Source organism: Halomonas sp. SpR1 (assembly GCF_031010175.1).
Taxonomy (GTDB): Bacteria; Pseudomonadota; Gammaproteobacteria; order Pseudomonadales; family Halomonadaceae; genus Vreelandella.
Genome location: NZ_JAUAMB010000028.1, coordinates 18,289 through 43,058, shown reverse-complemented (window position 1 = coordinate 43,058; position 24,770 = coordinate 18,289). Strand labels below are relative to the sequence as shown.

Sequence of the window (24,770 nt, the reverse complement as noted above, 5' to 3'; positions counted from 1 at the left end):
GGGTAATGCTAGCGCAGGAAGGGTAGGCGATACGGGATGAGGCAGACTTCACGACGGAGTGGTCAATGAGCGAGCAGGCTTACGATTCATCAAGCATTAAGGTGCTCAAGGGACTGGACGCGGTGCGTAAGCGGCCAGGTATGTATATTGGTGACACCGACGACGGTACCGGGCTGCACCACATGGTCTTCGAATTGGTGGATAACTCCATCGACGAGGCGCTGGCTGGGCATTGCAGCGAAATTCGCGTTGTCATTCACCCGGATGAGTCGGTCACCGTTAGTGATAACGGCCGTGGCGTACCTACCGAACTGCATGAAGGGGAGGGGGTTTCCGCTGCTGAAGTTATCATGACGGTACTGCACGCAGGCGGTAAGTTCGACGATAATTCCTATAAGGTTTCCGGTGGGCTACACGGTGTAGGTGTTTCCGTTGTCAATGCGCTTTCCGCTGAGTTGCGTTTGACGATTTGGCGCCAAGGTGAAGTGTTTGAACAAATGTACCATCATGGTGTACCTCAAGCACCATTAGCTGTTGTGGGAAAAACCGAAAAAAGCGGTACGCGTGTTCATTTCCGCCCATCTCCAGAAACCTTTGGCAATATCGAGTTTCATTTTGATATTTTAGCTAAACGGCTTCGTGAACTCTCCTTCTTGAATTCTGGCGTTGCCATTCGGTTGATGGATGAGCGCAGCGGAAAAGAGGAACTGTTCCACTATGAAGGCGGTTTGCGCGCCTTTGTTGACCACCTGAATACGAACAAGAGTGTGATTAACCCGGTATTTCACTTTAACGCTGTTCGTGATGATGGCGTTGAGGTTGAGGTGGCCATGCAGTGGAGCGAAGCCTTCACTGAAAATATTTTCTGCTACACCAATAATATTCCACAGCGAGACGGTGGCGCGCACTTGGCGGGTTTCCGGGCTGGCCTTACCCGTACGCTCAATAACTATATTGAAGCGGAAAACCTGCTCAAAAAAGCCAAGGTCAATACCACCGGAGACGACGCGCGCGAGGGCTTGACCGCGATTATTTCGGTCAAAGTACCGGATCCTAAGTTCTCGTCTCAAACGAAAGACAAGCTGGTTTCCAGTGAAGTGAAAACAGCGGTTGAACAGGAAATGAGCCGGCTATTTTCCGAGTATCTTGTTGAAAAGCCAAACGAAGCCAAGGCAATCGTTAATAAGATGCTGGACGCGGCACGTGCCCGTGAAGCGGCCCGCAAAGCGCGCGATATGACCCGCCGCAAAGGCGCGCTGGATATTGCCGGGTTACCTGGCAAGTTGGCGGATTGTCAGGAAAAAGATCCTAGCCAGTCGGAGCTATACCTGGTGGAGGGTGATTCGGCAGGTGGTAGTGCCAAACAGGGTCGCGACCGTCGTACACAGGCTATTTTGCCGCTCAAAGGTAAAATTCTGAACGTGGAGAAAGCGCGTTTCGACAAAATGCTCTCCTCTGCAGAAGTGGGTACGCTAATCACGGCGCTGGGTTGTGGTATTGGGCGTGAAGAATTTAATCCTGACAAGTTACGCTACCATTCGGTTATTATCATGACCGATGCTGACGTAGACGGCTCCCACATCCGTACTCTTCTTTTGACGTTCTTCTTCCGCCAGATGCCGGAATTGATTGAGCGTGGTCATATCTTCATCGCTCAACCACCGCTGTATAAAATTAAGCGCGGTAAGCAAGAGCTCTATTTGAAAGATGAGCAGGCGATGGTGGATTACTTAACTACGACGGCGCTAGACGGCGCGGGCCTGCATGTTAACCCCAATGCGCCAGGCATTTCGGGGTCTCATCTCGAAGCACTGGTGAACCAATACCGCAACGTGATGAAGCGTATTGATCGGCTGTCACGGGTTTATCCCAATGAAGTGCTTAAGCAAATTATCCATGTTTCGGCACTGAAAGGTGAAGAGAGCCTGAAAGATCGCGTGACCATGCAAAACTGGATTGATGAACTCCAGAAAGTTATGGACGATATGGTGGCCTATGAAGGCGGCCCCCGCTATCACTTCCATCTTCAAGAGGATTCTGAGCGTGGGCTCTTCTTACCTACTGTGTCGCTGGTTGCTCACGGTGTGACCACAGAGTATATGTGGGGGCTCGACTTCTTTGAAAGTGCCGACTACCGGGGCATCGCCGAACTTGGTGAAACCCTGGATGGTTTCCTGGAAGAGGGTGCTTTTATTGCCCGTGGCGAGCGTCAGAAGCCTGTATCGCACTTCTCGGAAGTACTTGCCTGGCTTATGCAAGAGGGCCAGCGCGGGCTATCCGTCCAGCGCTACAAAGGGCTGGGTGAAATGAACCCGGATCAGCTCTGGGATACCACCATGGATCCCGATAGTCGTCGCATGCTGCGTGTGACGATCGAAGATGCCGTGGGTGCTGATATGATGTTCAATACCTTGATGGGTGACGACGTTGAACCGCGCCGTGACTTTATTGAGACCAATGCTCTGGTGGCGAATCTGGACGTGTAAGTTAGGCTTATTACGTTAAGATGTTTCACGTGAAACACTACTTTAACGAGCTTTAGCCTCAACAGGTGCATGTCACCATAAAAAGCGCCGCGATGGGATCCCGTCGCGGCGCTTTTTTTAATCTAGCACTAGTATGCTCAAACGAAACGGTTAGGTAAGGAAAAAGCCCTAGGCTATGTACGAAAACTGCCTGCGCTCGGCCATGCTGCGTTAAAAAACGGCTCGCGCGCGAGTCCGATCAAAATGCTCATTTACACCCTGTAAACTCCGCTTTTTCGCCGTTTTTTGCCTTGCCTGACCTTCGCTCGTCGACTTTTCGTACAATGCTAGTCTCTTCGCTTGGTGCTACTTAGTTATTCAATAAGCCACTTAACAAAATGGGCCAAGTCATCAAAGATCTTGGTCTTATCAAGGCCAGCACCTTTTTGCACCGTTTTAATTCCCTTTCCCGTTCTCACCAGCGCTGTTTTGCAACCGACCGCTTCGCCCGCCTGGATATCCCTCAGACTATCACCAACCATCCAACTCCCAGTTAAGCTTTTTAGCCCCAGGTGCTTCTGAATTTGTAGCAGTAACCCTGGTAGCGGTTTACGGCACTGACATTTATCATCTGGTTCATGGGGGCAGTAAGCGATATGAGCAATACGCCCGCCTTCTGCTTCTACTAACGCTGTTAACTGGTCGTGCATCGCACGCAGGGTGACCTCGCTATAATAGCCACGGGCAATGCCCGATTGATTCGTAGCAACGGCAACGGAGTACCCCGCGCGGGTGAGGCGGGCAATGGCAGTGATTGAAGAAGGGTAGGGGATCCACTCGTCGATAGATTTGATGTAGTTATCGGAGTCATGGTTGATGACACCGTCTCGATCGAGGATGACAAGTTTCTCGGCATTTAGCATAGAGATCCTATTGTGACGGTATTAGCCGATGGTACGACTCGCTTGCTTGCTGACTATTTTAGCTCGATCTCGTAAAAGTGTTTCACGTGGAACACTTAGGTTCCAGGTGAAAAAAACCCAGCCGTACAAGAGGCTGGGCTTGGGCTAAGACTCATTAGCCGATGATTACTGAGGTAGCAGCGAGATATCGGCGACTTCTAAAAACAGGGCCTGAAGGCTAGCAAGAAGCGCTAACCGATTGCGCTGAATAGCCTGGTCGTCCGCCATCACCATTACCTGGTCGAAGAAGGCATCCACTGGATCGCGTAATGTGGCAAGTTCGTCGAGAGCTTGCTGATAGTCACCCGCAGCAAATAGCGGTGCAACCTGCACTTGGCTACCCGTCACAGCATCGTATAGCGCTCGCTCAGCGTCTTCCTGTAATAAGCTTTGATCGACTGGTGTGCTGCCGTCATGGGCCTGTTTGCTTAGAATATTCGAAACCCGCTTGTTAGCAGCGGCCAGTGCTGCAGCTTCGTCACGCTGGGCAAAGGCCTTCACTGCGCGCAGGCGGCGAGCGAAGTCGAGCGGGTTGGTAACCGGTCGGGCACGCACGGCCAGGTACATTTCAGCGCTGATGCCTTCTTCCTGGCCCCAGGCACGGAAGCGATCCAACATATAAGTCAGCACATCTTCAACTAAACCGTCCGCCTTAGGTAGATCCTGGTGCTGCTCTGCGGCAGCGGTGAGCAGCTCACGCAGATCGAGGTTGAGCTCACCTTTGACCAGAATGTTAAGCACACCAATAGACGCACGACGTAGAGCGAAAGGATCTTTTGCACCGGTAGGGCGCTGACCAATCCCGAAGATACCTACCAGGGTATCCAAGCGATCAGCCAGGGCCAACACTTTGCCGGTGGTACTCTGGGGGATAGTATCGGTAGCAAAACGCGGCAGGTACTGCTCCTCAAGCGCTTGGGCAACCTCCGCGGGTTCGCCATCCTGCTCAGCGTAGTAGCGCCCCATAATGCCCTGAAGCTCGGGGAATTCGAGCACCATCTCGGTGACCAGGTCACACTTGGCAAGCGCTACAGCGCGCTGGGCGTAAGCGACATCGCCATTGATACGCTGGGCGATAAAGGTCGCGATAACCGTACTGCGGCGGGCTTTATCCGCCAGTGTGCCCAGCTGCTGCTGGAAGACCACGCTCTCCAACTGGGGAATGCGCGAAGCTAGGGTACGCTTTCTATCGGTGTCGTAGAAAAACGCCGCATCGGCTAAGCGCGGGCGAATAACTTTCTCGTTACCGGCAATCACCTGATCGGGGTCTGTGCTGTCGATATTGGCAATGGTGATAAATAACGGCTTCAGCTTGCCAGCGTCGTCCAATAGGTGGAAATATTTTTGGTTAGCCTTCATTGAGGAGATCAAGCACTCGGCGGGCACTTCCAGAAAGCGCTCATCGAAGCTACCCGTGAGGGCGACCGGCCACTCTACCAAGCCGCTTACTTCTACTAGCAGATCTTCGTCGATAACCGCATTGGCTTCTTGAACCTCCGCTTCTGCCAATACCTGCTCGCGGATACGCTCGCGGCGCTGTTCCCGATCCACCAGTACATAGGCGTTTTCCAGCGCAGCGACGTACTCGTCGGCGTGGGCCAGCTGGATAGCATCAGGGGCGTGGAAGCGGTGGCCGTAGGTGGTGCAGCTCGCCTCTAGGCCGAGCGCCTCAGCGGCCACTACATCGCTACCATAAAGAGCTACCAGCCAGTGAGCGGGACGGGAAAACTCAACCCGTGAAGCACCCCAGCGCATGTTTTTAGGCACCGGGAGAGCACTGATGGACTTGCGGATAATTTCGGGCAGCAGCGCTTGAATAGTTTCCCCTTGCTGCTGCTCGCGGAAACCTAGCCAGGTGCCTTTGTCGGTTTCCAGGTGAATCAGTTCGTCGACGCTGACGCCACAGGAGCGGGCGAAGCCTTCCGCAGCTTTGGTAGCAACGCCATCCTTAAAGGCAGCCGCCAGCGCTGGTCCGCGGCGCTCAACGTCGCGGTCAGGCTGCTTATCAGCCAGCTCGCGCACTTGTACCGCTAAACGTCGTGGCGTTGCAAAAGCGGTAACAGTGGCGAAGGGAACATCGGCTTCTTGCAGGCCTTTCTCTATTCCTGCGGCAAACGCATCAGAGAGCGCGTTCAGGGCCGTGGGAGGAAGCTCTTCTGCACCGAGTTCTAGTAAAAGGGTATTTACAGCCATTAGTCGTCTCCCTGATCGGCGAGTAGCTCTTGTAACAGTTCTCGGCGAAGATTTTCTGGCGCCATGGGGAAACCTTCGGCCTTACGCGACTCAAAGTAAGCAGTGGCGACATCCCGGGCCATAGTGCGTACGCGGAGGATAAAGCGCTGACGCTCGGTGACCGAGATAGCGTGACGGGCGTCCAACAGGTTGAAGGTGTGGGATGCCTTCAGAACTTGCTCGTAGGCCGGCAGCGGCAGGCTGGCAGTGAGCAACTTGCCACACTCTTTTTCCTGGTGATCAAAGTTGGCAAACAGCTGATCAACGTCAGCGTGCTCAAAATTGTAGGCGGACTGTTCGCGCTCGTTTTGCAGGTAAACATCGCCGTAAGTCACTTTGCTACCGTCGGGGGCAATGGCCCAAACGAGGTCATAAACGCTGTCGACGTCCTGCAGGTACATGGCAATACGCTCAAGCCCATAGGTCAGTTCGCCGGTGACTGGGTAGCATTCGATGCCACCTGCCTGCTGGAAGTAGGTAAACTGGGTGACTTCCATGCCGTTTAACCAGATTTCCCAGCCCAGGCCCCAAGCGCCTAGGGTAGGGGATTCCCAGTTATCTTCGACAAAGCGGACATCGTGAACCAGCGGATCAAGACCAAGACGCTTGAGCGAGCCCAGATAGAGATCCTGTAGGTTGCTCGGCGACGGCTTCATAACTACCTGGAACTGGTAGTAGTGCTGAAGGCGGTTAGGGTTTTCGCCATAGCGGCCATCCGTAGGACGGCGGGAAGGCTGTACGTAGGCAGCGTTCCAGGTTTCGGGACCAATCGCCCGTAGAAAGGTAGCAGGGTGAAAGGTGCCCGCGCCGACTTCCATATCGAGCGGCTGAAGGATGACACAACCCTGTTCTGCCCAGTACTGCTGCAGAGCAAGGATCAAGCCTTGAAAGGTCGACACATCGGGTGTCGATTGGTTTGTCGAGACACTCATCGCGGAAAGCACCGTTGGCCATGAATTCATAAGGCGTCAAGTATACAATCCTAGACAGATGGGTTATAGGCACATAGGCCAACAAGCCGCTTTAGGTAAGGAGAACAGTATGATTGTGGTAACAGGCGGTGCCGGTTTTATCGGGGCCAACATAGTCAAAGCATTGAATGCCCGCGGTCGAAACGATGTGATGGTCGTTGACGATTTGCGCGATGGCACCAAATTCGTCAATTTGGCCGACTGCACGCTGGCGGATTATCTCGATAAGGACGATTTCATTGCCAGGGTAAAAGCTGCCCTGCGCGGTGATAGCGTCGATCTACCTAAGATCGAAGCTATTTTTCATGAAGGCGCCTGCTCGGATACCACCGAGTGGGATGGTCACTACATGATGGAGAATAACTTCGAGTACTCCAAAGTGCTGCTTAATTACTGTGAGCAGCAGAGTATCCCCTTCTTGTTTGCCTCGTCAGCCGCTACCTATGGCGGCAGCGAGATATTTAAAGAGGTGCCCGAGTGCGAAAAGCCGCTTAACGTATACGGTTATTCAAAGCTGTTGTTCGATCAGCACGTGCGTTCGCGCTGGAGTGAGTTAACCACCCAGGTGGTGGGTTTCCGCTACTTCAATGTCTACGGCCCGCGGGAGCAGCATAAGGGCAAAATGGCCAGCGTGGCCTATCACAATCATCTGCAAATTCGTAATGGTGAAACGCTCAAGCTGTTTGGCGCCTACGACGGCTACGACGCTGGTATGCAAAGTCGCGACTTCGTTTATGTCGGCGATGTGGTCGATGTAAATCTATGGTTTTTGGATCATCCCGAACAGTCCGGCATTTTTAATCTGGGGACTGGCCGTGCGGAACCCTTTAAAGCGATTGGCGAGGCGGTCATCGACTTTTACGGCAAGGGGGAGATTGATTACATTGCCTTTCCCGAAGAACTTAAAGGACGCTATCAGAGCTATACCCGAGCTGATATTAGCCGGCTACGTGAGAGTGGCTGCGATGTTGAGTTTAAAACCGTTGCTCAAGGGGTGAAAGCCTACCTGGAGTGGTTAAATGGCTAACTCAGCTCAGCGTCTGCTGGTGATTGGCCCCTCATGGGTGGGTGACATGGTCATGGCACAGAGCCTGTTCATGACCTTAAAAGCCCGTCAACCAGAGGCAACAATCGCAGTGGTGGCACCAGCGTGGTCTCAGCCTATTTTAGAGCGGATGCCCGAAGTTGACGAAGTGCTGCCGCTGGTAGTGGGGCACGGTGAATTTGGCCTGTCCAGCCGCCGCGAACTCGCTAACCGGCTGCGCGGACGTTTTGACCGCGCCATCGTTCTGCCTCGTTCTTGGAAAGCTGCCCTGGTGCCCTTTATGGCACGTATTCCTGAGCGTATAGGCTTTCTAGGTGAGCACCGCTATGGGCTTCTCAAGGAGCGCCGCAAGCTCGACAAGCAGGTGCTGGATCAAACGGTAAAGCGCTTTGTATCGCTGGGCCTCCCCCTGGAAGAAGCGGCCAGCGGTGATTTTGAGCTGCCCAAGCCACGCCTGCAGATAGACCGTGATAATTTGGTCAATTTACGCCTTACACACTCCCTTTCTTCGCGCAAGGCGATTGGCATGATGCCGGGCGCTGAGTATGGACCCGCCAAGCAGTGGCCGGTGAGTTATTTCCATACATTGGCCAAACGGCTGGTTGAAGAGGGTTTTGAAATACGCGTACTTGGTGGAGCAAAGGATCACTCTGCGGGAGAGGAGATAACGCAGGGGCTTTCCCATGCTCATAACCTGTGTGGCAAAACGCAGCTGGCCGATGCGGTTGATCTGCTGGCGGACTGCCGTCAGGTAGTTACCAATGACTCGGGTTTAATGCATGTGGCTGCAGCGGTCGGCGTTCGTATCCATGCATTGTACGGTTCTTCATCGCCTGCCTACACGCCGCCATTGACCGATAACGCCGTTATCCATTACCTGGCGCTCTCTTGCTCTCCCTGCTTTCAACGCACCTGCCCATTGGGGCACACCAACTGCCTTAATCAGCTCAGCGTTGAGCAAGTCTATCAACAGATTCATGCGACTCATCAGTGGGAGAGCGTGATCGTTAATGGATGAGCTCGACTTCGTCTACCACAGCATCAGCAGGCGTCTCCAGGGTTTGCTCTTGAGAGGAATCTTGAGAAGATCCATCGGGCTCGCGCCGCTGAGGGGAGATACCTTCCCAAAGGCGGTGCTGCAGCGCAGTCTCCTCTCGCAAGCGTTCATTAAGCACTTCGATACCATGCGCCTCTACCAGCGTTTGGTTATTGCTGAAAAGTGAAGTGCCCAGTCCAGCTCGATCACGCACCAATTTAAAGCCCAGCGCATCGAGTATCGTAGGGAAAACATCCAACATGGTAGCGTCTCGACGAATACGCTGTGGCTTTATATCGTTACTCAGCATGATCAGCGTATTGTCGCGGTCTAACGCCGTCAGTTGATCCCACACAGAAACGCGCATGGTCAAATGGTCGCTAAGTATGACCACTAAGGTGTTATTGAGAAGTCCCTCGGACTCCAAGCGTTCAACCAGATCTCGTGCAAGCCAAGCAGAGCATTTCACCGAATAAAGAATATCTTGCCCATCGAACTCCCCCTGCTCCTCCACACAGGACTGTGAGGGGTAGCCATTAGGTGCATGGCCTGCCAAATTAAGACTAACCACGCCCCAGGGGCCGTTGTCTTCATTGTCTAATCGTCTGATCTCATCGGCAGTGATGTCATACAGCGTATCGTCATACAGCCCCCAGCTATTAACGTATTCAGGATCCTCTAGAAGGGGCTCTAAATCTTCACGGCCTTTGACCGTATTGAATTGATGGCCGCGGTAGAACAGTCCTTTACCGGCGAACTGTGTGCTAGCACCGCCTAGATAGCTTAGTTGATAGCCTTGTTCAGCAAGGATGTCGCCGAGGCAATCGACGCCAGGGACAACCTTAGATAGAGGCTCAAACTGGCTATCGTGGAGGAGCCCTGCGGGCATCAGTGGCACACCGCACTGGCTGGCAATCATGCCTGCCATCGTCCAGCCCGTGTTATCCATTTGGCGCACGCCCTCAAAAACAGCACCTTGTTCACCCAGGGCGTTAAGGTCGGCGTAGGCATCCCCAAATAGCTCATTGGAGTAGGTGCGCTCAATGCTTTCCAGATACAGGATGAGTAAGTTAGGCGCATCTCTGAGCTCTTCGGTGGGGGGTGGCTTATAGCGCCGATCCAGCCAGGCACCGTCATCGGTGACAATCGACGCGCTGCGTTGGCCTAGGCTATAAAGCAGCGGGTTGCTAGCCAACAACAAAATAGCGAAGAAGCGCTCGGCTAACCGCCAGCGCTGATCGTGGCGTGATAGCCACGTCACGGCTGCCAGTACGCCGATCATGATCAGCGTATAGAGTACCGCGATAAGCATTTTACCTGCGCCACCATGCTCGGCCATGCCTGCCTGGAGGTGAAAAAACACCGCACCCAAATCGACAATGCCAAAGCTGTCCGCCAGGTAAACGTAAACACCCCAGAGACTTAGCGGTAACAGCGACCAGGGCCACATTTTGCGGTAACGAGCGTTCGCAGGATGGCCCCAGCGTAACTTTAAACCCACACCAATCCACGCGGCCGCTACAAAAAATAGCGTCCACCAGGGCAGGCGGGTCATTACCGTGGTGGTGTAACCCAGGCAGAAGCCGATTAGGGTAAGCGCGGATCGGGCGTAGAGGTGCCTGTATATAAGTTTGGACATAGGATCCTATGGGGGGTAGGGGATACAAGTCGTAAAGTTCGATTTTGATGCTCAATACTTATATAGCGCAAGCGTATAGCGTCTTTTTGAATGCTGATCGATGAGTGAGATAGCTACGATCAAACTGAGAAGTCTATTGTCAGCATCACTACTGCGGTAGCATCGTATAAATTTTTTGACGGCCAACGTGAAGTACTTTATGACACTGGGGGATCCTCCTTTTCTGGGCGTATGACCAAAGTGTGGCGCTGTTCTCTGTTCCATTTGCCTTGGGGTTTGTCGATGTACTGAAAGTGCTCGTTAGTGAAGCTGCCCTGGTGAACTGCATGACGATAGGAGACTGTTGGAACTTTATTTGGATCCAGAAGTTCGATGAAAACCCCTGGTCCGGTAATATAGAAAACGTTGTGAAGCGTGCCCTCTTTAATGTTAAAGACTACCCGCTCAATTAAGCGCTGTAGATTGGGGTTATCGGGTTTGCTGGCAATGAAATAGTTGCTTAACTCCCCACGGCGGGTGGTTACATAGAGTTCCTTGCGCTTGCGGCCAAGCACACGTTCCAGCGGCCAAATCTGGTGCGCATCTATATCGAGATAGACACCGCCAAACTTGTGAAGTATCAAAAGTCGCCACAGATCGGCCTGAGCTGCTCCAATTTGCAGACGTTCATAGTGAGGAAGAATTTCCGGGTAGTGTTCGGCAATGAAGTCGCAGCGTGCCTCCGTAATCATGAATTGATACTCGAAGCTAGGTGCCATTAAACGGTTGAATAGGTAGTTCAGATAGACCGGCAAGGTGACCCGGTTAGTGAAGTTGGTCTGCCAGATAATACGTGGGATGCAGCTCGGGGTAGCGCGATTGATCAGTGGTGCCGCTTGCTCAGGTAGAGTAAAACGTTTATTAACAAAAGCCCAGTGGAATGGATAACTGAGCATTTTAGTAATATTGGCAATAAGTTTTATTAAACGGCTCGTGGCGACAATAAGAGTCTTGTTCATTAGGTTTACTCAATTCTATTATTTAAGAATTAATTATGCTGCATATATATAAGCAACACGATATAAAATGTGATAAATACTGGATGTTAATGGTCTAAGCGAAGGCTGCATAGGCCGCGTAATGGAAACGTATTTATCTATATTTAATATTATTATCTTTGTAAATTTCGTTGAGTTTTGCATATTTCATGTAAGCGTGAAAAGCAGTGGTGACAGCAACTAAAATTCCATCACTGCCCTGAAAAACACCACCTTTAAAAATTAGTTTTCGTATCAATGCATTAATGCTATGAACTATTGGGCTGATAGAAGATGCTTTTTTACCTCTTTCCTTCATTGCCCAAGCATCACGGGTTGAAAGTACATTAATACGATGAATCCAGTCAGACAGATCCTTATAGGTAAAGTGATTTATATGTGTTTTTGTGTGGTAAGTAGCAGGTGACTTGACGGATGAGTGGGCTTTTTTGTTAAGGTAGCCAGAAGTTGTTCTGTTATATAATCGCACGACGGCATCGGGATAAAAACCAGCAGCTTTTATCCAATGATTTCCCACGTGATTTTTACGGTAAAAGCTGTAAGCTATCTGCACATCATTGAGGCGTAACGATTGAATAGCGTTAATAGCATCATCGTTTAGTCGCTCGTCGGCATCTAAAGAAAGAATCCAGTCATTTTTAGCATAAACTACACCAAAAGCTTTTTGAGGGCCGTCTCCTAAATACGCTTGGTTATAAATGGTAGCTCCATGTCTCTTAGCGATATCAATTGTCTCATCAGTACTGCCTGAGTCGACGACAATGACTTCATCACACACTCTTTTGAGTGATTTTAAACAATCACTTATATTGTGAGCTTCATTTAAGGTAATAACAATACCTGTAATTGGCTGCATGTGTATTCCTAGTATTTTGATAAGAAGAGTGATATATCTTTTGCAGCTGAGTCAATGTCAACGGCCAGCATGTTTTTTTCGGCGGCGCTGGAGGATGAGCTAAAATATAAACGGTTTTTAGCGGAATTGCAGGTTTGCCACCGCAAAGATGTGGCCGAGCGTTTAGCAGGATAGAAACCAGCGGTTGCAATATTTAGGCAACCCGCAATATGCAGAGGCCCTGTGGAGCCTGCAATTAACATGTCTGCCCCTGCTAGTTGCAGAGCATATGCTTCAACGCTATTTCTGGTAGGGAAGTGGGTAGCCTCAACACTTTTATTAGCGAGCAGGCGTATTAGTTCCTGGGCTTGGGGGTGTTCATTGGGGCCTGCACTTATCAGCCAGTGAATGGGCTGTGTCTTGCTGATGTGGTGTATTTGTACTACCAAATCAGCATATTGATCCAGCGATAGGTTCACCGCCGATCCTCCACTACCTGGGTGAACCACAACGAGAAGACCTCCGTTGGCCTGGACGCTTTCCAGCAGCACCTTACGCTGATATTCACGTTGCTTGGTCTCAAGTGGCCAGTAAGGGGGTGAGGGCATAGCGGGTTGGGTTAGTGACAGTTTGTTTATTAGAGCGCAGGCAAGTTCCACATTGTACTGGTATTCTGGCTTGGCTGATCGAGAGCGGCGTTGTCGTATCCGAACGTTGTAGAAAATTTGCGCCCATTTTGTGGCAGGCGCAACGCGCAAGCGAATGCCTGCTCGCCAGCCTAGCCAGCCTATGCGAGGTGTAGAGAACAGGGTTAGAAGTGCATCGAAACGAGCCGCTTTTATCTGCTCTAATAGCACGCGTTGCGCTAATGGCGCCGCCGCATTACCCGGATCGATAATCACCTCGTCAACCCACGGGCAGGCCTCTGCCAGCGGTGCGGTATAAGCGGGCACTAACACGCTAATGTGAGGCGTAGGCGATGCGTTTTTTAAGTGTGCGAGCGCTGGCCAGGCCAGCATAAAATCGCCAATTTTGTCGTTACGGACAACAAGAAGTTTCTGCACCATGGTTTAGAACTCGTTAATAGCAGCCTGTATACTACAGAGATTGTATGGATTGTTTAACCATGTGCGCCTGGGGGGAGGGAAATGATAGAGAATAAGGTTCTGCAACTGTGTCTCTCAGATGGGAAGGGAGGGATGGAATTATATGTTGACCGCATCATAGAAGATTTGCAGGGAGAAGGATGGAAAGTTTTCGGCATCTGCCTTACGAACACTAAAGTAGAAACGTATATGCGTCGCAACGGTATTCCTTATAAAGCCTTTTCAAATAGAGCTAAGGCGTTGGCGGATATCTTTGTGTTACGCCGCTGGCTGCTTGAAGAAAAAATCACGGTGATTCATTGCCATAAATCGAGTGATTTGCGATTAACCACACTATTAAAGCTGCTGCTACCAAATCTAAAAATACTTTATACTGATCACGTCGGCGGGACGAGTCCGAAGAAAAATCTTTATCACCGTATAGCCTATAGTAAAACTGACCGTATATTATCTATCAGTCAAGCCACTTATGACCGTAATATTAGCAACTTACCTGTTGCGCGAGACCGGATTGCCTGTTTGCCACATGGGGTGGATACCAATAAGTATCGGCCATGTTTTGAGTTAGCTACGATAAATGCCATGAGAGAAGCGCTGGGCATCCCGGTTGATGCAGTGGTAATCGCGCTCCCAGGGCGGGTTACGCCAGGCAAAGGGCATGACGTATGGGTAAATGCGCTGTTAGCACTAAACCCGGTATTAAATTTTTATGCTCTCTCTATCGGTGGTACTGATTATGCCACAGGTGGTGTCGAAAGTTTTTACGAGCAGCTACAAAATGCCATCGCTGGAACTGAGCTGAAAAATAAAGTTACCTTTTTGGGGCACCGTAGTGACCTAGCCGATATTCTTCCTGTCCTTGATATAGTTTGTATTCCCTCTAAAAATGAAGCATTTGGTCTAACCATCATAGAGTCTATGGCATGCGGGTTGCCGATTATTGGCTCCAATAGTGGCTCGCTCCCAGAGCTAGTCGATGCCAATTCAGGTGTTTTGGTGGAGCCATTTAATGTTCCTGCATGGCGTGATGCCATGGAGGCTTTGATACGCAATGAATCTCAACGAAAAGCCATGGGACGTGCTGCACGACAGCGTGTTGAACAGCATTTTAGCAATAAACAGCATGTGAAGCGTTTAATCGAGTATTACAACACACCGGCATAGCTTGCATCTAGGTGTGCCTCAATGGCGACGACCCCGGCGGTAATGGCTCTGATTAAAAAGCTCTCTTGTTTTTAATGGACGCACTTTCAGTTCAGTTACGCACGATGGTGCTAAGCTAGCTGTCGTGCATTAGTGTTTCTGTCAGAATGGCGGCCTTTCTTTTCCCCGTCTTCAACGGAAATACTCATGGACTCATCGTCACTCTCTTCTGCTCCCCCTCAATTTTCGCTGATGCGCGGGTACACCTCTATTGCGGTGTTACTATTGGGCGCCATTGCGCTAATTGTACCTTCAGGCTACTCAGTAGGCGCCGTGCTGTTGCTGCTTGGCACTTTTGCGCTGCCGTTCATTAGCAAAGAAGTACGTTTTGGCCGTCAAGATTGGTGGGTCATGGGTGTATTGGTTTTTTACGCACTGGTGGGGCTATTCGAAGTTTGGATTGATGAGCAGGGGCTCCGAGGCGCCGATAAACCACTACGGTTTCTATTGGCCACTCCTGTATTGGTGTTGATATTAGCCTATCCGCCGCGGCTGAGCTGGTTATGGAGTGGCCTGGCTCTGGGGGGAATGGCTGTTGGAAGCTGGGGTGCTTGGCAAAAGCTCTTTTTAGGTGTTGAGCGGGCAGAGGGATATACCCATGTTATCCAGTTTGGCAACATCAGCATGCTAACGGGCATCTTATGCTTAGCAGGTATGGGGTGGGCAATGGTTCAACCCAATCGCAAACTGTGGCTGCTTTTATTAAGCCTGGGCGCCTTAGGAGGCGTGTTGGGTTCACTTTTTTCCGGCAGCCGTGGCGGATGGATAGGACTGCCTGTTGTGCTGTGGGTACTGTATCGTGCCTATGGTCGTGATTTGACTACTCCTTTCAAGATCGGCGCATTAGCGATAGTGATAGTGGGAGCGCTGTGCGTCTATGCAGTGCCTCAGTTAGGGGTTCAACAACGCGTTCATCAGGCGGTCGATGATATTGAGCGTTATGTGTCTGGCGAGAGCCGAACGTCGTCGGTGGGCGCTCGTTTTGAAATGTGGAAGGGAGCCTCGCATCTCATCATTGAAAAACCACTACTGGGCTGGGGCCACAATGGCTATCAGCAGGGGATGCAGGCGCTGGGGGAGGCGGGCGTGATTGACTCCGGCGTTTTACAGTTTGGGCATGCGCATAATGAATTTGTTGATGCGACTGCTAAGCGAGGTATCTTGGGCCTTGTCGCCCTATTACTGCTGTATTTGGTACCTCTGCGATTGTTTATGCGTGAGCTAAATGCACCAAATCTAAAACTTCGCTCATTAGCTGTGGCAGGAGCGCTGTTGCCGGTTGCTTATATCGATTTCGGACTCTCTCAAGTGTTTTTGATCCATAATAGTGGGGTTATGATTTATGCTTTTTGGCTGGTAGTGTTGTGGGGTTGCTACCGGGCCTGCCAGCGACAGCTTGAAAAGGATGGCACCTAAGTCGGGTCAAACATGAACCCTGTTCGAAAGTTGGCCCTGGTAATCTTCTGTATTAACTGCCATAGCCACGATAAATAATGGGCATGAGCGAGTCATTAGAGAATTTCAAAAGGGAGCGCTCCAGCCTCTTTAGGTTAGCCTCCTGCCATTTTCCCGGCGTACGCAGGCGGCAGCGATCAAGGTCAATTAACCATGGCGCTCCGCTGGGGTCGACGAGAATATTGCGGGCATTCAGGTCAACATGATCAAGCCCCGCTCGATGAAAGCGCCAAAGCATACTGCCCACCCGTTGCAGCAGCGCTTCATCGGCCAGGTCGTTGACCAGTAGCTCAGCCAATGCGTTGGCGCCGGCAATGCGCACGGTAATCAGCGCGGCTTCATAGGTAAGCCCGCAGCGGTTAACGCAACATGCTACAGGGCGGGGTACCGGCAGTCCTTGCTCAAAAAGCGCGGCAGTTAAGCGCAGTTCACGAAATGCCCGGGTTCGCTCAGCGCCAGTCCATAAGTAGCGCTTTTGACTCAATTTGGCCGCCATGCCGCCGCGACGATAGGGCCTTAGTACCCACTGTTCGGTTGGCGTTGCCTGCAAAAACAGGCTTCTGCCCCGGCCTGGCGCTTCACCGACGATTAATCCGCGTTCACGCCAGTAATCGCTAGTGAATAGAGCGGGAGCAACTTGGTGTGTTCCCAGCGCGTCACATAAACTGTCTGCATCATGTAAAATCAGTCTATTTTTCTGCCGGAGTGTCGCTAAGCGCATGAAGCCCTCTCTGCCTGTTCAGCCTAACCACATTGCCATTTTGCGCCTCTCCGCATTGGGAGACGTCTGCAATCTCGTGCCCACGGTGCGGGCGTTACAGCGCCAGTGGCCTGATGCGCGTATTACCTGGATTATCGGTAAGGGGGAGCACAGTCTACTGGCGGGGCTTTCCGGGGTCGAGTTCGTTGTTTACGACAAGTCGACCGGGATTGCTGGTATGTACGCACTATGGCGAGAATTGGCTCATATTCGCTTTGATGTCTTATTGCATATGCAGCAGGCCATTCGCGCCAGCGTGCTTTCGCTGGGGCTGAAGGCTAAGGTGCGCGTGGGCTATGACAAGGCGCGCGCCAAAGATGCTCAGCACTGGTTCACCCAGCACCATCTCGCGCCGCACCCCAAGGCCCATGTACTGGAGTCGTTTATGGACTTCGCCCGGGTGCTTGGCGTGAAGGATGACCGCCTGGAATGGAATTTACCCGTGCTGACAACGGCGCTTAACGAAGCGCGGGTGATCAGCGGTGAGGAGCCTTACCTGGTCATTAATCCTTGCAGCAACGTTCGTCTGCGTAACTTTCGCAACTGGTCGGTAGAGGGTTATGCCAGTGTGATCGAACACGCCTGGGTGCAGCACGGTCTTAAAAGCGTGTTGACGGGCGGCGGCACCGCCCAGGAGCGAGCAATCGGCGATCAAATCGAGGCCCTCTGTCGGCCGGGTAGCGTGATTAATGCTATCGGCGGCACTTCGCTGAAAGGCGTATTAGCGCTTATCGGTAACGCCCGAGCGGTAATAGCACCGGATACCGGGCCTATTCATATGGCCAATGCCATGGGAACGCCTGCCCTGGGGCTTTATGCATCCACTAACCCCCAGCGTGCCGCGCCCTATCTGTGGCGTGACTTTGCGGTCAACGCATACCCCGAAGCGGTACGTACCTATCTGCATAAGTCGGTAGAGGAGGTGAGTTGGGGCCAGCGGGTGCGTCACCCCAGTGCCATGATGCTGATTAAAGCCGACGACGTTATCACTAAACTGGACACACTGCTGGCGCATACTACCTCTCCCGCCAGCGCAGGGAGCACTGATGAAGATTGATTTAACCGCTTTAGAGCATGCCCGCGTTCTGGTGGTCGGGGATGTGATGCTAGACCGCTACTGGCATGGCGGCACCTCGCGCATTTCCCCTGAAGCGCCGGTGCCGGTGGTGCGGGTGGAAGATGTCGAGGATCGCCCTGGCGGGGCGGCCAATGTGGCATTGAACATTACTTCCCTCGGCGGTCACGCGGTGCTGGCGGGCGTGATTGGAGACGATGATAATGCGCAGATTCTGCAAGCCAGTCTTACTGCTTCGGGTGTAAGCACTTACTTTCAACGTAGCGCTGAGGTACCCACGATCACGAAGCTGCGGGTGATGAGTCGTAACCAACAGTTGCTGCGCCTGGATTTCGAGCAGCGTTTGGACAGTGTCGAGACCAGCGAGCTAGTGATACAGGTAGAAAAAGCGCTCCCTGACTGTGACGTAGTCATCCTTTCCGACTACGGTAAAGGCACCCTGAATCAGGTGGAAAACCTGATTGCCAAGGCGCGCGCCCATGGCAAGCGGGTGCTAATCGACCCCAAAGGACAGGATTTCAGCAAATACCGTGGGGCGAGTTTAATCACTCCCAACCTGACTGAGTTTGAAGCGGTGGTCGGCCATTGCACGACCGATGCCGAGTTATCCCGCCGGGGCGAAGCGCTGCGCGCTGAGCTGGAGCTGGAAGCGCTACTGATTACCCGCAGCGAAAAGGGCATGACGTTGATCCGCGAAGGGCACGCTCCGCTGCACTTGCCCACCCGCGCCCAGGAAGTCTTCGATGTAACAGGGGCAGGGGATACCGTTATTGGCCTAATGGGGCTAGCGCTGGCGGCGGGCCACGCCTTTCCCGAAGCGATGATGTTGGCCAACCTGGGAGCCGGACTGGTCGTGGCCAAACCGGGCACGGCAACGCTCTCCATCGCCGAGCTCTACACCGCGCTGCACGGCGATAAGCTGGCCGAGTTTGGTGTGATCGAGCCGAATATCTTGATCGAGGCGGTGCGTGCCGCCCAATTGCGCGGTGAGCGAGTGGTCATGACCAACGGCTGCTTCGATATTCTGCACGCTGGCCACGTGGCTTACCTGGAGCAGGCCAAGCGGCTAGGCGATCGTTTGATTGTCGCAGTTAACGACGACGCCTCCATTGGTCGGCTGAAAGGGCCCAAGCGGCCAATTAACCCGCTTAACCGGCGTTTGCAGGTACTGGCGGGGTTAGGGGCCGTCGATTGGGTGGTGCCGTTCAGCGACGACACCCCCCAGGCGCTGATCGAAGCGGTGCTACCCGATATTTTGGTCAAAGGCGGCGACTATCGGCCAGAAGATATCGCTGGAGGTGCGTCGGTTATTGCCAATGGTGGCGAGGTTAAAGTGCTCGGCTTTGAAGATGGCGTCTCGACCTCGGCAATGATTAGCTCAATTTTAGATCGCGAGCGCTGATGGCTTTATCCGCCTGGCCCCGGCTTGCCTACTCAGCGACGCTGTATGCACTCTCACCGTTGATTGGCTGGCGCATCTGGCGTGAGCAGGTGCCCACTTACTCACGCTTTCAGCGGCTGGGGTTACGCCTTGAGACGCTTCCTCCCGCACCGTGTATTTGGCTGCACTGCGCTTCGGTGGGTGAGGTGCGTGCTGCACGGCCGCTGATTGAGGGGCTATTAGCGCGCTATCCAACCCATGGTCTGCTGCTCACCACCATGACCGCCACCGGAGCCCAGCAGTCCCAAACGCTAATTAGCGAGCAAACCCCAGTCGATCAGGCAAGGCTCTCCCACCGTTTTCTGCCGTTGGACTTTCCTGGCGCCGCTAAGCGTTTCTTGGGCAGCGTTCAGCCCGAACTCGCGATTCTGTTTGAAACTGAGCTATGGCCCAACCTGATCCACGCCTGCCGCCAGCAGGGTATCCCCGTCGCAGTGGTGAACGGTCGCTTATCGCCCCGCGCCTTTAAACGTTACCAGCGTTTGCGCCCGCTAATGGCCAGTACGCTCGCCGAGATTAGCTGGCTAGCTGCAAAATCAGCAGCAGACGCCGAACGCTTTAATGCCCTCGGCTGCAGCACGGCTATCACCTGCATAGCCGGCTCGCTGAAATTTGAAATAGCTTGCCAAGATAAGCCCATTGAGGAAGGTGAGCACTTACTTCAAAAGTGGGGAGGGCGTCCGGTTTGGGTAGCGGGCTCCACCCGAGACGGCGAAGAAACGCTTCTGCTGAAAGCCCATCGCCAACTGGTGACCCGTTTCCCTGATGCGCTGCTGGTACTTGTGCCTCGCCACCCTCAGCGCTTTGACGATGTCGCCAAGCTTTGCCGAACCGAAGGCTGGGCACTAAGCCGCCGTAGCCAGCAGCAGCCCGTGACGGCACAAACCCAGGTCTACCTGGGGGATACGTTGGGTGAACTGGCCATGCTCTATGCAACGGGCCGTGTGGCCTTTGTAGGGGGCAGTTTAGTGCCGCTGGGCGGTCACAATATACTTGAACCGGCAGCGCTAGGCAGGCCGGTGCTTAGCGGCCCCTCAATTGAGAACTTCACCGATGTGGCTGAACCGCTGCAAGCGGCAGGGGCGCTAACCATGGTCGATAGCCCGGATACTCTGGCAGAGGCAGTGGCAGGCTATTTTGCTAATCCTGAGCATGCCCTGCAGGCTGGGCAAGCAGGGCGCGAGGCGATTGAGGCACACAAAGGCGCCCTGGCCCGCACCCTGACCGGGCTGGAGGCCCTATTGCCCCGGTAACGCAGCAGTGTTATTTGAGCGCTCTTATTTAAGCGTAATCCGCTCCACGCCATCTTCTTTGCCCAGCAGCAGAACATCCGCGCCGCGGGCAGCAAACAGTCCATTGGTCACTACGCCGACAATAGCGTTGATACGTGCTTCCATGGCTACCGGATCTGCGATCATAAATTCATAGCAGTCGATAATTTGGTTACCGTTGTCGGTGACTACCCCCTGGCGATAAACCGGCTCGGCGCCAAGTGCGACAAGCTCGCGGGCGACATAGGAGCGTGCCATGGGGATGACTTCTACCGGTAGCGGAAAATTACCTAACTGGGGCACGTACTTTGAGCCATCTGCAATGCAGATAAAACGTTCCGCGCAGGCCGCCACAATTTTTTCCCGGGTAAGCGCAGCGCCACCGCCTTTAATCATATGTAAGTGAGCATTAACTTCGTCTGCACCATCAATATAAAAGGGTACTGTGCCAACGCTATTAAGCTCAAACACCTCAATGCCCAGATTCTCAAGACGCTCGGCGCTCGCTTCTGAGCTGGCTACTGCGCCTTTGAAGTGATGGCGCAGGGGGCCTAGGCGATCGATAAACAGATTCGCCGTGGAGCCGGTGCCAATACCTAAGATGGTATCCTTTTCCAACTGAGATTTAATTTCTTCAATCGCTGCATCCGCTACGGCAGCCTTCAGTTCATCCTGGTTCATAGTCATTCCAAAATATGATTAGTTGCAAGAGAGTTAGTCAGAAAAGAGCGAGTGGCGCTAGTATAGCGATCTAAACGCTGCCTGCCGATGGCAACGCGGCTAGACGCCGCTAGGCGTAATCTGCTACCAATAAATACTTTGTCCGTTCACGTTCTTCCCTTGGGATACCCGCATGCTAGAAGCAACCGTCAAAAAGATCCTCCAAGCCCGCGTTTATGAAGCCGCTTGTGAGACCCCGATTTCCCCTGCACCCTTTTTGTCGCGTCGCTTTAATAACCAGATTTTGATTAAGCGCGAAGACCTACAACCGGTGTTTTCGTTCAAAATCCGTGGCGCCTATAACAAAATGGCGCAGCTATCGCAGGAGCAAAAAGATAAAGGCGTGATTGCTGCTTCCGCCGGTAACCATGCCCAAGGGCTGGCCATGGCCGCGAAGCTGATGGGCGTCAAAGCCGTCATTGTGATGCCGCGCATCACCCCAGATATCAAAGTCCAGGCGGTTCGCGCCCGAGGCGCCAAGGTCATCCTCAAAGGGGATGCCTTCGCCGCTGCCGCCGAGCATGCCCAGGAACTGATTAAAGAGCACGGCTACACCTATATTCCGCCATTTGACGATATCGATGTGGTGGCCGGTCAAGGCACTATCGGGGTGGAAATTCTGCGCCAACACGCAGGGCGCTTAGATGCCATTTTTGTGCCGGTTGGCGGTGGCGGGCTGATTGCTGGCGTGGCGGCGTACGTCAAATATCTGCGTCCGGATATCAAAGTGATCGGTGTCGAAGCCGAAGACAGTGCTTGTCTTAAAGCAGCCTTAGATGCGGGTGAACGCGTGGTGCTTGATCAAGTAGGCGTGTTTGCCGAAGGAGTCGCGGTCGCGCAAATCGGCGAAGTGCCGTTTTCGTTGGTCAAAGATCTGATCGACGGTGTTATCACCGTCAATACCGATGAAATGTGTGCGGCGGTAAAAGATATTTTTGAGGATACTCGCGCGGTGGCGGAAACCTCCGGCGCGCTCTCGCTGGCGGGGCTGAAGAAATACGTGCAGCAGACCGGTGCTGAAGGCGAGACGCTGCTGTGCATTAACTCAGGCGCCAATACCAACTTTGATCGTTTACAGCACATCGCCGAACGCACGGAGCTAGGCGAACAGCGCGAAGCAATTCTGGCGGTGACCATTGCCGAGAAACCCGGCAGCTTTAAAAAGTTTTGCCGCACGCTAGGCAAGCGTATGGTCACTGAATTCAGCTATCGATATGCCGATAGCAATGAAGCGCATATTTATGTGGGCGTCCAGGTGAAGCCCGGTGGCGAAGACCGCCAGGCAGTCATCGACAAGCTGCGTGAAGGCGGCTACCAAGTGGAAGACCTGACCGATAACGAGTTGGCGAAGCTGCATATTCGCCACTTGAGCGGCGGTCGCCCCAGCGAACGCTTTGAAGAAGAAGTGTACCGCTTTGAGTTCCCCGAGCGCCCAGGCGCGTTGATGAACTTTTTGACCCAACTGCCACACGACTGGAATATCTCGCTGTTTCATTATCGCAACCATGGTGCGGCCTATGGTCGGGTATTGGTGGGTATGCAAGTGCCTAACGGTGACCGCACCCATGTGGCTGAGTATTTAGACGCCATTGGCTACCGCTATTGGCGCGAAAGCGATAATCCGGCCTATCGACTGTTTATGGCTTAATCATTCACTACTGAATGTAAGTGCTTGCTTACCTTAAACGTCAGAGCTGCTAACACCGTAACGTAACTTAATCTTTAGAAATGAGGCTAAAAAATGCCGCTAAACCAGTTGTCAACGGGGGGCTAATAGCCCTATAGTCGTGAGCGAAATTAAGCAAATCTGCCACCCTTTAAAAGCAGTAAAAGCATGGTGGATTTAGCACATTCGGTAACGGCAAAGGTGTTGGAGAAGCGGCATGCGGCGGAAGAAGCCTGATATGGTAATGGCGTTGATGGTGGTGTTTGCATTAGGGGTGCTGGCTACCGGTTATGCGCAGGCGTTATCGGGAAGCTAAACCCTGCAAGTTTGCCACTATACGTTAGCACCGATAAGGTGACAGATATCAGACGAAAGGGGCTGATCCTTTATTGGGTCGGCCCTTTTTTGTGGCCAGTTTTAAGAACAGCTATCGACGCCGAAAGCAGCCTTGGTCACTGACGACTACCTGTAAGGGCACGTCCCATGGCTCCACAGGCAGCGAAGCCACTTGCTGGCAGGCATGGGCGACGCCAATCAAGGTAGGTGACGGGCCGGGCCGATGCATAAACGCCAAGCTGCGATCATAAAACCCTCCCCCCATCCCCATGCGGTTAGCGTTAGCATCAAATCCCACTAACGGCACAATTAGCGTATCCAGTGCCCAGGTCGGTAGCCGATTACGCCGCTGTGCGCTGAATCGCACGTCAGGCTCCCAAATACCAAAACGGTTTTTCACCATTGGGGTGTCAGGTCGGTAGGCTACAAACCACAGGCGGTTAGCGCTAAACGGGCGTAAAACCGGCAGGTAAATATCGACATTACGTTGGCGCAGCCAGGGAAGTAGCGGGGTAGGATCAATTTCGCCGTTGACGGGCAGGTAAAGACTTAAGCGCTGTGCGCGACGAATTTCAGGCAGGGATTTCAATTGTTTGCACAAGCGTTGCGCCGCAAGACGCTGCTCATGCTGAGAAAGGGCTCGGCGTTGATGACGTAAAAAACGGCGCAGTGCGCGTTTATCGACGTCCCGATGGAGGCTTTCCATGCAGATGGTCTCTCATACCCTATAGGTTGGGTGTTCTCCAGAGTGCCGCTGTCATTCTGGCCCTGAACCTACTGGTTCAGGTGGGTGGCCGCAGCCAGACCGTCAGGCTTTCCGACGCACGGACATGCACACGGGCCTGGCTAGCATTTGGCCCCCTGGGTATTACGCATAGGCTCGAGGGACTATAACGACTGGCGTACACCCCAGAGAACCCCGCCATCCTAACAGAGCGGCGGCTAATGCCAAAGGGCTGGGTTAAACGTTCGCTGGGCTTTTAGGTCGTATACAGCGCTTTAAAACACGGCCTAGGAGTGGCGTGTTTTGGCCAGTGCCCGCTCAAGTCGCTCATTTAGCCGGTTCAGATTCTCTTCACCGGCACGCTGTTCATCCATGGCTTCAAGCAGCTCGTGGGTGATATTGAGGGCTGCCATGATCGCTACGCGCTCACTCCCCAGCACGCTGCTTTGGGCATTGATGCCCTGCATGGCGCGGTCTAAGTAGCGCGCGGCACGGTCAAGTTTGGCTTCTTCGCCCGTGTCGCAGGCAATGATATAGCCGCGCCCTAACAGGGTTATTTCTTTGGTTGGCCGCTTGGCGTTGCTCATCAAAGACTCCAGCACGGGCCAGCAAGGGGCCCAATGCGTTAACATCACAGCATAGGAAGATAGGTCTCGCTCACTATAAGAGAGGCGCTTATGCGCGGTCAACGCGCAGAGATCTCGGTTACATATATTATCCAAGGAGCACGAGGGCAGGTTGAAGCTAGGGGCTTTCGCCCAGGGTTGGCGAAAGTAGCGCCCAGGGATGGG

General features: G+C 53.0%; 20 protein-coding genes and 1 other RNA gene. 9 read left to right on the top strand and 12 right to left on the bottom strand.

The window, feature by feature from the left end; all coding sequences use genetic code 11:
• Positions 1-65: 65 nt before the first annotated feature.
• Positions 66-2,486, top strand: a complete 2,421-nt coding sequence (gene gyrB, locus QT231_RS17455) for a DNA topoisomerase (ATP-hydrolyzing) subunit B (protein ID WP_308338111.1) — start codon at positions 66-68, stop codon at positions 2,484-2,486.
• Between the two features lie 353 nt (positions 2,487-2,839).
• Here the strand turns inward: gyrB and gmhB are convergent, their stop codons facing one another.
• The 3 genes from gmhB to glyQ all read right to left on the bottom strand — a co-directional run bounded on the left by gmhB (position 2,840) and on the right by glyQ (position 6,591).
• On the bottom strand, positions 2,840-3,388 hold the full coding sequence (gmhB, locus tag QT231_RS17450) for a D-glycero-beta-D-manno-heptose 1,7-bisphosphate 7-phosphatase (RefSeq protein WP_308338110.1): 549 nt from the start codon (positions 3,386-3,388) through the stop codon (positions 2,840-2,842).
• A 165-nt stretch (positions 3,389-3,553) separates the two neighbouring features.
• Positions 3,554-5,620: a glycine--tRNA ligase subunit beta gene (gene glyS / locus QT231_RS17445; protein ID WP_308338109.1), complete on the bottom strand. Its 2,067-nt coding sequence runs from the start codon at positions 5,618-5,620 to the stop codon at positions 3,554-3,556.
• A complete protein-coding gene (glyQ, locus tag QT231_RS17440; RefSeq protein ID WP_308338108.1) occupies positions 5,620-6,591 on the bottom strand; it encodes a glycine--tRNA ligase subunit alpha in 972 nt (323 codons plus the stop codon). The genes glyS and glyQ overlap by 1 nt, the downstream gene beginning before the upstream one ends.
• 109 nt (positions 6,592-6,700) lie before the next feature.
• Here glyQ and rfaD point away from each other — a divergent pair, with 109 nt between their 5' ends.
• Together rfaD and waaF are read left to right on the top strand one after the other, a co-directional pair.
• Positions 6,701-7,657 (top strand): ADP-glyceromanno-heptose 6-epimerase, encoded by a 957-nt coding sequence (rfaD, locus tag QT231_RS17435; protein ID WP_308338107.1) that lies wholly within the window; start codon positions 6,701-6,703, stop codon positions 7,655-7,657.
• The gene (gene waaF / locus QT231_RS17430) at positions 7,650-8,693 is read left to right on the top strand and encodes a lipopolysaccharide heptosyltransferase II (protein ID WP_308338106.1); all 1,044 of its coding nucleotides are present in this window, start codon (positions 7,650-7,652) and stop codon (positions 8,691-8,693) included. Before rfaD ends, waaF begins: the two co-directional genes overlap by 8 nt.
• Here waaF and QT231_RS17425 read toward each other — a convergent pair.
• The 4 genes from QT231_RS17425 to QT231_RS17410 form a co-directional block, all read right to left on the bottom strand.
• Complete coding sequence (locus QT231_RS17425; protein ID WP_374694409.1) at positions 8,683-10,350, bottom strand: sulfatase-like hydrolase/transferase; 1,668 nt, start codon at positions 10,348-10,350, stop codon at positions 8,683-8,685. The genes waaF and QT231_RS17425 overlap by 11 nt on opposite strands.
• 197 nt (positions 10,351-10,547) lie before the next feature.
• A complete protein-coding gene (locus QT231_RS17420; protein ID WP_308338105.1) occupies positions 10,548-11,348 on the bottom strand; it encodes a glycosyltransferase in 801 nt (266 codons plus the stop codon).
• 133 nt (positions 11,349-11,481) lie between these two features.
• Complete coding sequence (locus QT231_RS17415) at positions 11,482-12,243, bottom strand: glycosyltransferase family 2 protein (protein ID WP_308338104.1); 762 nt, start codon at positions 12,241-12,243, stop codon at positions 11,482-11,484.
• An 8-nt stretch (positions 12,244-12,251) separates the two neighbouring features.
• Entirely contained in the window at positions 12,252-13,289 is a 1,038-nt protein-coding gene (locus QT231_RS17410; protein WP_308338103.1) for a glycosyltransferase family 9 protein, read from the bottom strand.
• A gap of 132 nt (positions 13,290-13,421) precedes the next feature.
• Between QT231_RS17410 and QT231_RS17405 the strand changes: the two genes are divergently transcribed.
• Positions 13,422-14,492 (top strand): glycosyltransferase family 4 protein, encoded by a 1,071-nt coding sequence (locus tag QT231_RS17405; protein WP_308338102.1) that lies wholly within the window; start codon positions 13,422-13,424, stop codon positions 14,490-14,492.
• 186 nt (positions 14,493-14,678) lie between these two features.
• The gene (locus tag QT231_RS17400; RefSeq protein ID WP_308338101.1) at positions 14,679-15,947 is read left to right on the top strand and encodes an O-antigen ligase family protein; all 1,269 of its coding nucleotides are present in this window, start codon (positions 14,679-14,681) and stop codon (positions 15,945-15,947) included.
• Positions 15,948-15,999: 52 nt separating this feature from the next.
• On the opposite strand, the gene QT231_RS17395 is transcribed toward QT231_RS17400, so the two are convergent.
• Positions 16,000-16,707: a 3-deoxy-D-manno-octulosonic acid kinase gene (locus QT231_RS17395; protein ID WP_308338100.1), complete on the bottom strand. Its 708-nt coding sequence runs from the start codon at positions 16,705-16,707 to the stop codon at positions 16,000-16,002.
• Between QT231_RS17395 and QT231_RS17390 the strand changes: the two genes are divergently transcribed.
• The 3 genes from QT231_RS17390 to waaA are packed head-to-tail and all read left to right on the top strand — an operon-like array spanning position 16,706 to position 20,515.
• Positions 16,706-17,803 (top strand): glycosyltransferase family 9 protein, encoded by a 1,098-nt coding sequence (locus tag QT231_RS17390; protein WP_308338099.1) that lies wholly within the window; start codon positions 16,706-16,708, stop codon positions 17,801-17,803. The two genes, QT231_RS17395 and QT231_RS17390, sit on opposite strands and share 2 nt — an antisense overlap.
• The gene (gene hldE / locus QT231_RS17385) at positions 17,793-19,223 is read left to right on the top strand and encodes a bifunctional D-glycero-beta-D-manno-heptose-7-phosphate kinase/D-glycero-beta-D-manno-heptose 1-phosphate adenylyltransferase HldE (RefSeq protein WP_308338098.1); all 1,431 of its coding nucleotides are present in this window, start codon (positions 17,793-17,795) and stop codon (positions 19,221-19,223) included. Before QT231_RS17390 ends, hldE begins: the two co-directional genes overlap by 11 nt.
• Positions 19,223-20,515 carry a lipid IV(A) 3-deoxy-D-manno-octulosonic acid transferase gene (gene waaA / locus QT231_RS17380; protein ID WP_308338097.1) on the top strand — a complete coding sequence of 431 codons (1,293 nt, stop codon included), beginning with the start codon at positions 19,223-19,225 and terminating at the stop codon, positions 20,513-20,515. The genes hldE and waaA overlap by 1 nt, the downstream gene beginning before the upstream one ends.
• A 24-nt stretch (positions 20,516-20,539) precedes the next feature.
• Here waaA and rpiA read toward each other — a convergent pair whose 3' ends face one another.
• A complete protein-coding gene (gene rpiA / locus QT231_RS17375; RefSeq protein ID WP_308338096.1) occupies positions 20,540-21,214 on the bottom strand; it encodes a ribose-5-phosphate isomerase RpiA in 675 nt (224 codons plus the stop codon).
• Positions 21,215-21,386: 172 nt separating this feature from the next.
• Between rpiA and ilvA the strand changes: the two genes are divergently transcribed.
• The gene (ilvA, locus tag QT231_RS17370; protein WP_308338095.1) at positions 21,387-22,901 is read left to right on the top strand and encodes a threonine ammonia-lyase, biosynthetic; all 1,515 of its coding nucleotides are present in this window, start codon (positions 21,387-21,389) and stop codon (positions 22,899-22,901) included.
• Between the two features lie 445 nt (positions 22,902-23,346).
• Here the strand turns inward: ilvA and QT231_RS17365 are convergent, their stop codons facing one another.
• The 3 genes from QT231_RS17365 to QT231_RS17355 all read right to left on the bottom strand — a co-directional run bounded on the left by QT231_RS17365 (position 23,347) and on the right by QT231_RS17355 (position 24,566).
• Positions 23,347-23,961 (bottom strand): 5-formyltetrahydrofolate cyclo-ligase, encoded by a 615-nt coding sequence (locus tag QT231_RS17365; RefSeq protein ID WP_308338094.1) that lies wholly within the window; start codon positions 23,959-23,961, stop codon positions 23,347-23,349.
• Positions 23,962-23,991: 30 nt separating this feature from the next.
• Positions 23,992-24,174: non-coding RNA, 6S RNA (gene ssrS, locus QT231_RS17360), on the bottom strand.
• Positions 24,175-24,266: 92 nt separating this feature from the next.
• The gene (locus tag QT231_RS17355) at positions 24,267-24,566 is read right to left on the bottom strand and encodes a cell division protein ZapA (protein WP_308338093.1); all 300 of its coding nucleotides are present in this window, start codon (positions 24,564-24,566) and stop codon (positions 24,267-24,269) included.
• Positions 24,567-24,770: the final 204 nt, after the last annotated feature.